At 72.5% G+C, this 8,830-nt stretch carries 10 protein-coding genes; all 10 read right to left on the minus strand.

Annotated elements, in window-relative coordinates; all coding sequences use genetic code 11:
* Positions 1 to 15: 15 nt before the first annotated feature.
* From KJS59_RS08835 to KJS59_RS08880, 10 genes are read right to left on the minus strand one after another with little or no spacing between them, the layout of a single operon-like run.
* Positions 16 to 1,053, minus strand: a complete 1,038-nt coding sequence (locus KJS59_RS08835) for an inosamine-phosphate amidinotransferase 1 (RefSeq protein WP_213451918.1) — start codon at positions 1,051 to 1,053, stop codon at positions 16 to 18.
* Entirely contained in the window at positions 1,050 to 1,895 is an 846-nt protein-coding gene (locus KJS59_RS08840) for a [LysW]-aminoadipate kinase (protein ID WP_213451920.1), read from the minus strand. The genes KJS59_RS08835 and KJS59_RS08840 overlap by 4 nt, the downstream gene beginning before the upstream one ends.
* Positions 1,896 to 1,917: 22 nt before the next feature.
* The gene (argC, locus tag KJS59_RS08845; RefSeq protein ID WP_213451922.1) at positions 1,918 to 2,943 is read right to left on the minus strand and encodes an N-acetyl-gamma-glutamyl-phosphate reductase; all 1,026 of its coding nucleotides are present in this window, start codon (positions 2,941 to 2,943) and stop codon (positions 1,918 to 1,920) included.
* Positions 2,944 to 2,983: 40 nt separating this feature from the next.
* Positions 2,984 to 3,160 (minus strand): lysine biosynthesis protein LysW, encoded by a 177-nt coding sequence (gene lysW / locus KJS59_RS08850; protein ID WP_213451924.1) that lies wholly within the window; start codon positions 3,158 to 3,160, stop codon positions 2,984 to 2,986.
* Entirely contained in the window at positions 3,157 to 4,125 is a 969-nt protein-coding gene (locus KJS59_RS08855) for a transketolase family protein (protein ID WP_213451926.1), read from the minus strand. The genes lysW and KJS59_RS08855 overlap by 4 nt, the downstream gene beginning before the upstream one ends.
* A complete protein-coding gene (locus KJS59_RS08860) occupies positions 4,122 to 4,964 on the minus strand; it encodes a transketolase (protein WP_213451928.1) in 843 nt (280 codons plus the stop codon). Before KJS59_RS08860 ends, KJS59_RS08855 begins: the two co-directional genes overlap by 4 nt.
* Positions 4,961 to 6,250, minus strand: coding sequence for a DegT/DnrJ/EryC1/StrS family aminotransferase (locus tag KJS59_RS08865; RefSeq protein ID WP_213451930.1), 1,290 nt, complete (start codon positions 6,248 to 6,250; stop codon positions 4,961 to 4,963). Before KJS59_RS08865 ends, KJS59_RS08860 begins: the two co-directional genes overlap by 4 nt.
* A 43-nt stretch (positions 6,251 to 6,293) precedes the next feature.
* Complete coding sequence (locus KJS59_RS08870; RefSeq protein WP_213451932.1) at positions 6,294 to 7,346, minus strand: BtrH N-terminal domain-containing protein; 1,053 nt, start codon at positions 7,344 to 7,346, stop codon at positions 6,294 to 6,296.
* Positions 7,336 to 7,935, minus strand: coding sequence for a hypothetical protein (locus KJS59_RS08875; protein WP_213451934.1), 600 nt, complete (start codon positions 7,933 to 7,935; stop codon positions 7,336 to 7,338). Before KJS59_RS08875 ends, KJS59_RS08870 begins: the two co-directional genes overlap by 11 nt.
* 60 nt (positions 7,936 to 7,995) lie before the next feature.
* Complete coding sequence (locus KJS59_RS08880; protein ID WP_213451936.1) at positions 7,996 to 8,727, minus strand: sulfotransferase-like domain-containing protein; 732 nt, start codon at positions 8,725 to 8,727, stop codon at positions 7,996 to 7,998.
* Between the last annotated feature and the right edge of the window lie 103 nt (positions 8,728 to 8,830).

Consider the following 8,830-nt stretch of genomic DNA (forward strand, 5'->3'; position numbering starts at 1 on the left):
GGCCGCCGGTGCGCTTCAGCGGTAGGTGGTGAGCGTGCCCGTGCGGCGCACGTCGAGGGTCACGCAGTGGAAGCCACCGCCGAGAGTTCTGGCGTGGGTGAGCTGCGCCGGAATCACCTCCACTCGGTGCTGCTCCAGCACCCGGATGAGCTCCGACTGCCGCTTGTCCACAATGGCCCTACCGGGCCCGATCACCAGGAAGTTGATCCCGATCCAGATCGACGACCTCGGGTGGTCGCCGATGAAGCCGATGTCCACCATGTCCGGGCAGACGATCCGGTCCCAGCCACGCAGGAACGCGGGGAAGTTGTCCTCATTGACCCGGGCCGGGTTCACCAGCACGAGCCCGGGCCGCAGCGGCACGAGCGTCGAGTCGATGTGGGTGGACGTGTACAGGCCCTCACACGCGTGCACCGTGTACTGATCACCGAGCGCCGCCTGCAACCAGCGCGCACCGAGCAGGTTGCCGCTGTCGGAGACCTGGTAGAGCAGGTCCGTACCGAACCTGAGCACGTTCGCCGCGTCGAAGGCCGGTTCCAGGTTCCGCAGCCGCTGGCCGGGCGGCGCGCTCGGCTCGTACATGTCGTCGGTCAGTCGCGGCTTCGGCGCGGAGATCCAGCGCGCGCCGCTGTCCAGGTACTCCAGGAACAGGTCCTTGTAGGCGAAGCCTTCGAGGAACCGGGAGCGCAGCACCATCGGCGTCTCGATGATCGAGTTGCCGACGGCGAGGAACCCGTCCCGGGGGCAGTAGTCGTAGAAGCCGTCCGTGCTCCAGTCGGGGGTGGACACGATCGACTTGTGGTCGCGCCCGCCGGGCCGCCGCACGGTCACACCGAGGCTGGTGAGCAGCTCCGCCAGCTCGGCCAGCTCGGCCTCGGTCTGCTCGACCACGTAGCCGGGGAACGGCCCGGACGGAATCCGCCGCGGGTCCATGTCCGGGTATTCCGTGGCGATCAGGCTGCGGTCCACCATCGGCACCCGCGCGCCGGCCATGGTCCCGACGACGATTTCCTCAAGCGGATCCCATTCCGTGTGCACGTCGACAAGGCTCATCGGGATTCTTCTCCTTCGCAGGTCATGGTTACCGTCGTGCCGGACCCGGCCAGCGCCCGGCTGACCGGGTCGGGCACCCGCCCGTCCGCTATGCGTACCGAGGCCACCCCACCGGCCAGTGCCTCCCGTGCCGCAACGAGTTTGAGGGCCATGCCACCACTGGCGAACCGGCCGGGCGCGCCGGTCGCCGGCACCTCGTACGTGCCCAGCACGCTGCTCTCGTCGGCGGGATCGGCGAGTACCCCTGGCGCGCCGGTCAGCAGCACCACCTGGTCAGCACCGAGTGCCGCGGCGAGCGCCGCCGCGACCCGGTCGGCGTCGACGTTCACCGGCCGGTCGTGCTCGTCGATCGCGGGCGGTGACACCACCGGCACGAAACCGGACCGCAGCAGGGTTCGCGCCAGTTCGGGGCGCACCTCGCTGAGCCGGCCGCTGAAGTTGTCCCGGACCACCGTCGTCCGACCGTCCACAACAGACCGGATGGCGGACTTGCGGCGGGCCCGCAGCATACCGCCGTCCAGGCCGGTGAGGCCGACCGAGGGCGCCCCGAGCCGGGACAGTTCCGCGACGATCCTCGGTTTGACGCCGCCGGCCAGCGCGAGGATGACCACCTCCAGCGTCGCCGGGTCGGTGTACCTGGTGGACACGTTGTCCGGCGCGACGAGGGTGCGTTGCGGCACACCCAGCCTCCCGGCCAGCCGCGCGATCTCCCCGGAACCGCCGTGCACCAGGAGAACCGACCGCCCGGCCCGGACGAGCCTGGCGACATCGGCGCAGATGCCCGCGGCGTCGACGGTCGGGTTGCCGCCGCACTTGACGACCGTCAACGGTCTGGTGGTCACGGTGTCTCCAACTTGTCGGGGCTCAGACGGGATGCAGGCCGGGGAAGGACAGGCCGAGTGCTTCCGGCCAGCCCATCCGGATGTTCAGGCACTGGACCGCATTGCCCGCACCGCCCTTCATGAGGTTGTCCAGTGCCGCGATGGTCACCATCCGCCCGGCCGCCTCGTCCACCGCGTACCCGACATCGCAGAAGTTCGATCCCAGCAGGATCTTCGGCTCCGGGTACCGGAAAGCGCCGCGCTGGTGGGCGACCAGCCGGACGAACGGCTCGTCGCGGTACTGCTCGCGGAACGCCCCCCGCACCGCCGACCGGTCCGCACCGGGGCGCAGGGTGACGTGACAGATCGTCTGCACCCCCCGTACCGCCTCGACCCCGGTCGCGGTCATGCGGGCCGGGATGCCGAGGTGCCGGGAGATCTCGGCCTCGTGGCGGTGCCCGGTCGGGGCGAACACCCGCATCGCCCCGCTGCGGGTGGCGTGCAGATTCGCCTCGCCCGCGGTGGCACCGGAACCACTGGAGCCGGTGCGCGCGTCGAACTGGGCCATCGGCTCGACCAGGTCCCGGGCCACGAGCGGGTACAGCGCGAGCACGCCCGCCACCGCCATGCAGCCCGGCACGCTGATCAGGTCGGCGCTGCGCAGGCTCTCCCGGTGCAGTTCGGGTATCCCGGGGACGAAGTCGCCGAGCAGGTGCGGCGCGGCGTGCGCGGTCCCGTAGTAGCGCTGGTAGACCTCGGTGTCGTCCAGCCGGAAGTCCCCGGTGAGGTCGATGACCTGCTTGGCCTGCCCGATCCACCGGTGGATCTGGGTCATGGCCGCGCGGTGCGGCGTGGCGAGGAACACCGTGTCGCACTCGTCCACCTCATCGGCCGAGCAGAACAGCAGGTCGGTGGCGGACCGCAGGTTCGGATGCACGCCGTCGACCCGCTTGCCGGGGAACCGGGAGGACACCGCGGCCGCCACCTCGACCTCGGGATGGCCGATGAGTAGCCGCAGCAGCTCACCGCCGATGTAGCCGGCCGCACCGACCACCGCGACGCGGATCACGACCGGGGCCCGGTGACTGTCGCCTGCCCGCGCACGACCACTACTCTCCCCAGTCCTCTTCGACCTCGGGGGCGAGGGCGAGCACCGTGGGGTTCAACGCCACGACCTCCAGTTCGTTCCGGCAGCCGGCACACTCGACGATCTCGTTGAGCCGCGCCGCCTGGCTGATCCGCACCTCGTCCTCGCACTCCGGGCAGGTCTGCATGGGGGTGGTCATGTGCTGGTGTCCTTTCGATCGGTCATCCCGCGGCGGGCGGCCCCGTCGAGGGCGGTGCGGACCGTCCGCACGACCCGCTCCGCGGTGAGGTCGTAGTACGCGACGAGGTATTCCTGGTTGCCGACCGCGTCGACGAACCGGTCCGGCAGGCCCAGCCGCAGCACCCTCGTGGGCGCCGCCTCCGCCAGCGCTTCGGCCACCGCGCCGCCGAGGCCGCCGTTGCGCCAGTGCTCCTCGACGGTCACGACGAGCGCGGCCGGCCGCGCCGCGGCCACCAGGGCCCGGGTGTCGAGCGGCCGCAGCGTGTGCAGGTTCAGCACGGTGGCTTCGACGCCCTGCCCGGCAAGGACGTCCGCCGCGGCCAGGCAGGCAAGCACCGGGTACGGGCCGCAGCAGGCGAGCACCACATCGCCGCCCTGCCGCAGCGTCTGCGCCTGCCCGATGACCGGGGGAGGGGAGGCGGGCAGCGGCGGCGACGGTTTGCGGCCGAGCCGGACGTAGAGCGGCCCGGTCAGGCGCACGCTCTGCTCGACGAACGCCTCCGTGGCGGCCGCGTCGGCGGGCACCACCACGGTCATTCCCGGCAGCATCCGTAGCACGGCAAGGTCTTCCAGGGCCTGGTGGGTCGGGCCGAGGTGGCCCGCGGCCAGGCCGCCGTGGGTGGCCATGATGCGGACCGGCAACCGGTTGTACGCGATATCGATCTTGATAGCCTCGAGCGCGCGGGAGGCGGCGAAGGCGGCCATCGTGTTGACGAACGGAACCCGCCCGCACGCGGCCAACCCGGCGGCCATGCCCATCAGGTTGTGCTCGGCGATGCCGAGGTTGAGGTACTGCTCGCCGGCGGCGGCGGCGTGATCCGCGCTGAACAGGCCGGTGTCGGTGTCCAGGCAGATCAGCTCGGGATGGCTGTCCAGCAGGGGAAGCAGGGTGTCCCGGTAGGCATCCCGGGTCGCGCGGCTCACGAGGCGGCGTCCGTGGCCCGCAGCGCGCGGATCGCCCGCGCGTGGTTGCGCTCCGACAGCGTCACGTAGTGGCTGGCCGTCCGGCCGGCGAGGAACGGGAGGCCATGGCCCTTGACCGTGCGGGCGATCAGCACGCTCGGCCGGCCCGGTTCCCACGGCGCGGCGGCGAGGTGGTCGGCCAGCGCGCTCGCGTCGTGGCCGTCCACGTCCCGGACCGCCCAGCCGAAACCGCGCCAGCGCTCGGCCAGGGGCTCCATCGGCGCGATCCGCTCGGTGGAACCGGTCAACTGAAGCCCGTTGCGGTCCACCACGGCGACCAGCCGGTCCAGCCCCAGCGACGCGGCCGCGATCGCCGCCTCCCACACCGAACCCTCCTGGAGTTCGCCGTCGCCGAGCAGCACGAAGCTGCGCGAGTCGCCACCGGCGTACCGGGTGGCCAGCGCGAACCCGCAGGCCAGCGCGAGACCGTGGCCGAGCGACCCGGTCGGCAGTTCCACGCCGGGCACCGCGCGCACCGGGTGGCCCATCAGCCTGCTGCCGGGCCGGCCGTATCCGGCGAGTTCCTCGACCGGGAAGAAGCCCCGTTCGGCCAGCGTCGCGTACAGGGCCTGGGCGGCGTGGCCCTTGCTGAGCAGGAAGCGGTCGCGGGCCGGGTCGTCCGGCCGTTGCGGGTCCACCTTCAGCACCGAGAAGTACAGCGCGGTGAGCACCTCGACGCAGGAGAACGCGCCGCCGAGATGACCGCCTTCCGGCCCCGCGCACATGTCCACGACGTGCGCGCGGATGCGGGTGGCGATCGACGCCAGCGGCTCCGGCGCCGGCGCCTGGGCCGCGGTCATGACGCGGCCGCCGCGAGGGTGGCCACCATGTCGGCGTTGGCCCACACCTTCTCGAAGGCGTCCGCGTAGAGGCGGAGCAGACCGCCCGACCCCGGATTGAGGTGACGCTTCTGCAGGGTCAGCGAGTCGGCGATGACCGCGCGGGCCGCCGGGTAGCCCGCCCCCGCCGCCGGTTCGCCGGTCACCGCCCAGGGGTAGCCGCCGCCGAAGCCGACGCGGTCGACGAACACCTTCTGCTCGGGCAGCGGCATGAGCTGGTACTGCGACATCGGCACGCCCTCGGCGCGCAGCAGCCGCCGCAGCGTCGAGCGCAGGGCCTCCGGCCGCACCGCGTCCAGACCGAACGCGGCCGGGTCGAACCGGAACCGCAGGATGTGCCAGGCGTGGGTGGTGTCCGGCAGCGCGGCCGGCACGCGCAGGCCGGGCAGCGCCGCGAGCCGCGCGAGGAACTCGGTGACGTTGCGCTGCCGCGCGCGTTCGTAGTCGTCGAACCGGGTGAGCTGCGCGTCGGTGAACGCGGCCTGGATGGCGTTCATCTTGTGGTTCCAGCCCAGGCCGTAGGACACGTAGTCGCGCTCCCGGCCGCGCTCGATCACCTCACCGAACTGCCTGCCCCGGCGTACCGACTCGGCCAGCTCGGCGTTGCCGGTCACGAACAGGCCGCCCTCGCCGCAGGTGGGGATGTTCTTGGTGACCTGGAGGCTGAACGCGCCCGCGTCACCGATCCCGCCGACCGGCCGCCCGCGGTGCGTCGCGCCGGGGGCCTGCGCGGCGTCCTCGAGCACGGCCAGGCCGTGCCGGCGCGCGATGTCGACGATCCGGTCCAGGTCCGCGGGCGCGCCGTGTAGGTGCACCGGGATGATCGCCGCGGTCCTGGCGGTGATCCGGCGCTCCACGTCGTCCGGGTCGAGGTTGAAGGTGACCGGGTCGACGTCGGCGAACACGGGAACGGCCATCTGGTGCACCGGTGCGAGCCCGGTGGCGATGAAGCTGAGCGCGGGCACGATCACCTCGTCGCCCGGCCCGACGCCGAGCGCGGCCAACGCGAGGGACAGCGCGGCGGTGCCGGTGGACACCGCGACGCAGTGGTCGAAGCCGAACTTCCGCGCCCAGTGTTCCTCCAGAGTGGACACCGGATTCGCGCCGTCCGAATTGGACACCAGTCGAGCGCCGTCGAGCGCGTCGATGACGGCCTTGCGGTCCTCGTCCTCGACCAGCGGCCAGTCCACGTGGCGCCGGTCCCTCGGCACGACCGCGGTGCCGCCGAACGCTGCCAGCTTGCTCATCACTGTCCTCTCGACATGGTCACGGTGGTCGAGTCGCGCGCGGTCACAGTCGCGCCGCCGCCGCGCCGACGGCGTCGACCGCGCTCGCATACCTGCCGCGCAGCACGGTGGCGTGGTGCGTGATGTCGGCCGAGACCGCACGGGGATCGCCGAGACCGTGCGCGCCGGTGATCCGCAACCCGGTCCAGGCGTGCGCGACGGCCTCGACCGCCCGCCCGGCCCCGGCCAGCGCCGGATCGCCCCACTCCCGGCCGCAGCGGCGCAGAAGTTCACCGTGCAGCGACGCCTGCGCCTGCATGCCCCAGCCGAACGGGTACAGCTCGCGCAGCGCGGTGGCGTCCCCGGCCCGACACCGGTCGGTGAGTTCCGCGGCGAACGCGTCGAACCCGGCCAGACCGGTGCGGGCGGCGGTGACGGTGGCGAAGGCGTCGACGTCGGTGCGCAGGAACCCGCCGAGCACCTCGGGGGTCAGCGGCGGGGGCGGGGCGTCGAGCCGGACGTCGAGGCAGCGCCGACCGATCCGCGAGTCGCTGAAGAACGCGTCCTGGACATCGGTCGGGTTGGCCGAACCCCAGCTGCGCAGGAACGCCTCGATGGGGACGGTACCGCGGAACGCGGGCGGCATCGCGTCCGAGACGTACACCAGCCCGCGAACCTCGTCCAGCCCGTAGAGCACCACGAGGTGCGCGGCGTGCACATCGCCGTACGCGGGCCGGAACGGCAGGTGGAAGTTGTCCACCGCGGCGATCACCACCCTGTCCTCGGCCAGGGTCGCGCGCACCTCCCGCCAGAGGTCGTCCTCGTCGGCGGGTTGCCACCAGCGCGAGTGCAGGCCGTGGTGCGGCGCCAGGGCGGCGCCGAGGTCGACACCGCCGGATTCGCCGGCGGGGCACGGATAGTAGAACTCCTCGGACCTGACGTCGCCCGGCAGGTGCAGAAACCGCCAGCCCGCGCCGAGCACGGCCAGCGGGTCGGCGCCGGCCCGGGCCAGCACCGAACCGAACGTGGCCTGTAGGCAGCTGATCAGGTCGCGGTACCACAGCTCGGGTTCCGGCCCAGTGATCATGTACGTCCGGGCCAGCACGTCACCGGTCATGCCCGGCCTCCGCCCGCTGGAGGGTGACCGCGAAGACATGCACCGCGACGTTGCGGGGCAGCCGGAGACCGGCCAGGCCGGCACGCCGGGTGACCGGCACCCGCTGTGCCCACATCACCGCGGGCACGCCCCGCTGCACGTGGTGCGGGTAGTGCATGACCGGGCTCTCGAACGCCTTGATCTCACCGAACCAGGCGGGCGCCGCCCAGAAGTCGGAGACCCGCAACGGCTCAGCGTCGACCGAGCCGTCGCCGAAGTTCAGCTCGACGGTGTCCTCGCACCGCCGTTCCGCCGCCGCCAGCACGTGCAGCCAGTCGTACCGACCCGCCGGCACCGTGACGAACTGCCCGGCGCAACGCACGTTGTCCGGCCCGTCGCAGACCGGAGGGAACCGGAAGGGAACGCCGGCCACGTGGACGAGGCTTTCGCCCGCGGGCAGGTACTCGGCGGCGAACGAGTTCCCCCACACGTTGAACGCGCCCGCTCCGGTCTGCGTCGCCGCGGAGATGGCCGTGTTGTTGCGATGGCCGGAGATGTCGACCGGATCGCACAGCCGGGCGATGGTGGAGGTCACCAGCATGTCCGTCACGTGATTCCCCTCGCTAGAACGCTCCTGGCAGATAGGACACTGGCTGCTCCGGCCGGCCGGTCACGGCCGGAGCGCGGCGGCGCGTAGCTGCTCGTAGTACGGCAGGTGGTAGTCGAGGTAGGCCCGCAGCACCGGGTTCGCGGCGACCGCTTCGGCCCCACCGCCCGCCCGGCGCCGGAAGCCGGAGGTCCGGCTGGTCGACTCGTGCCACCGGCTGGTCCCCTGCCATTCCGAGCGCATACCCGGCTGCCAGCTCAGCGCCTCCGGCAGGAAGGGGATGCCCACCGCCGAGCAGTACGCCCGCACGGTATCGGCCGGCCGGTCGAGCAGATCGTCCGAGTCGATCACAACCGGGGTACGGCCGGTGGCGGCCCGCACGGCGGTGAAGATCTCGTGCAGCCAGGCGAAGCCGATCTCGTCGCGGCCGAGGTTCGGGGTGAGCGCGTGGTGCGACGCGATGGCCTCGGCCGGCTGGCGGACGATGAAGGTGTGTGTCGCGGCCGCCAGGAAGGCCCGATCGGCAAGCAGCGCCGGGTAGTGGAAGTCCGTGGTGTCCTTGAAGAACACCGGCCGGTCCACCGCGACGGCACGCAGCGCCGCGAGCACGTCGTGCTCGGTGTGCGCGACCCGGTCGCCGACCTGCACCTCGCCGAAGTCGACCACGTGGGAGAACGGCTCGTGCACGACGACGCGGTCGCCCCGCTCGGCCATCATCCGCGCGAACGCGGTGGAGCGGCAGCGCGGCGCGCTCCACAGCGCGAGCACCGGTATCCGATCCGGCCTGTGCTCCACGGTCTCCCCCTCCTCGCTGACCCTCACCGCGAACCGGCCGCCAGGACCGGAAGCTCCGGGTCGTCGCCGGCGGCGGCGCGCCTGGCCGCGTCGAGGCGGGCGG

Source organism: Rhizomonospora bruguierae (genome assembly GCF_018397995.1).
GTDB lineage: Bacteria > Actinomycetota > Actinomycetes > Mycobacteriales > Micromonosporaceae > Rhizomonospora > Rhizomonospora bruguierae.

Excerpts from the sequence above, each read along its gene's own strand:
- KJS59_RS08835 (WP_213451918.1), bottom strand. The coding sequence starts at position 1,053 with ATGAGCCTTGTCGACGTGCACACGGAATGGGATCCGCTTGAGGAAATC.
- lysW (WP_213451924.1), bottom strand. The coding sequence starts at position 3,160 with ATGACCACCCCCATGCAGACCTGCCCGGAGTGCGAGGACGAGGTGCGG.
- KJS59_RS08860 (WP_213451928.1), bottom strand. The coding sequence starts at position 4,964 with ATGACCGCGGCCCAGGCGCCGGCGCCGGAGCCGCTGGCGTCGATCGCC.
- KJS59_RS08865 (WP_213451930.1), bottom strand. The coding sequence starts at position 6,250 with ATGAGCAAGCTGGCAGCGTTCGGCGGCACCGCGGTCGTGCCGAGGGAC.
- KJS59_RS08870 (WP_213451932.1), bottom strand. The coding sequence starts at position 7,346 with ATGACCGGTGACGTGCTGGCCCGGACGTACATGATCACTGGGCCGGAA.